Source organism: Promicromonospora kroppenstedtii DSM 19349, from assembly GCF_000515355.1.
Classification (GTDB): Bacteria; Actinomycetota; Actinomycetes; order Actinomycetales; family Cellulomonadaceae; genus Promicromonospora; species Promicromonospora kroppenstedtii.
On the sequence record NZ_KI911705.1, the window covers coordinates 1471 to 2374 of the forward strand.

Sequence of the window (904 nt, forward strand, 5' to 3'; positions counted from 1 at the left end):
CGTGGTGCTCTCGCCGCGGCGGCCCGGCACGCCGAACCGGGACGCCGTCCGGGCCGGCCGGCGCGGGTTCCGGCACTTCCTCACCGTGCCCGCGCCCCACCGCCGGGTGCGGATCGACGTGGGCGGCAGCACCTCCGAGGTGACCAGCGACCGGGCCGGCTACGTCGACGTCGAGCTCCCCGCTGGTGCCTCGCTCTCCGACGGCTGGCACACCGCGCTGCTGACCTGCCTCGACGCCCCCGAACCGACCGAGGCCGAGGCCCCGATCCGGGTGCTCGACGAGCGCACGCGGTTCGGCGTGGTCAGCGACATCGACGACACGACCATGGTCACCGCCGTGCCCCGGCCGCTGCTCGCGGCCTGGAACACCTTCGTGCGGCACTCCAGCGCGCGACGGGCCGTGCCGGGCATGCCCGAGCTCTACCGCTCGCTCCAGCAGACCCATCCCGACGGCGCCTTCTTCTACCTGTCGACCGGCGCCTGGAACACCGCGGGCACGCTGCGCGCGTTCCTCTCGCGTCACGCGTACCCGCCGGGCCCGCTGCTGCTGACCGACTGGGGTCCCACGCTCACCGGGTGGTTCCGCAGCGGCCAGGCGCACAAGCGGGCGAGCCTCGAACTGCTCATGACGTGGTTCCCGCACGTGCGGTGGGTGCTCATCGGCGACGACGGCCAGCACGACGTCGCGATCTACCAGGAGACCGCGCGCCGTCGGCCCGACCAGGTGCGGGTCGTGGCGATCCGGCAGCTCACCGGCGGGCAGCAGGTGCTGGCCGGGAACGCGCCGCACGTCGGGAACGGGTCGCATGCCGGTAACGGTGCGCTCGCCGGGAGCGGCCCGCGGGGCGGCGAGGCGGGGTCCGGCATCGGCGAGTCTCCGGTGCCGACCGTGGCCGGCCAGGAC

1 protein-coding gene is annotated in these 904 nt (G+C 75.1%); it reads left to right on the forward strand.

The features are described from left to right. Positions 1 to 904, forward strand: a 904-nt coding sequence (locus PROKR_RS18780; RefSeq protein WP_084800532.1) for an App1 family protein phosphatidate phosphatase, incomplete at both ends; no start/stop codon positions are given.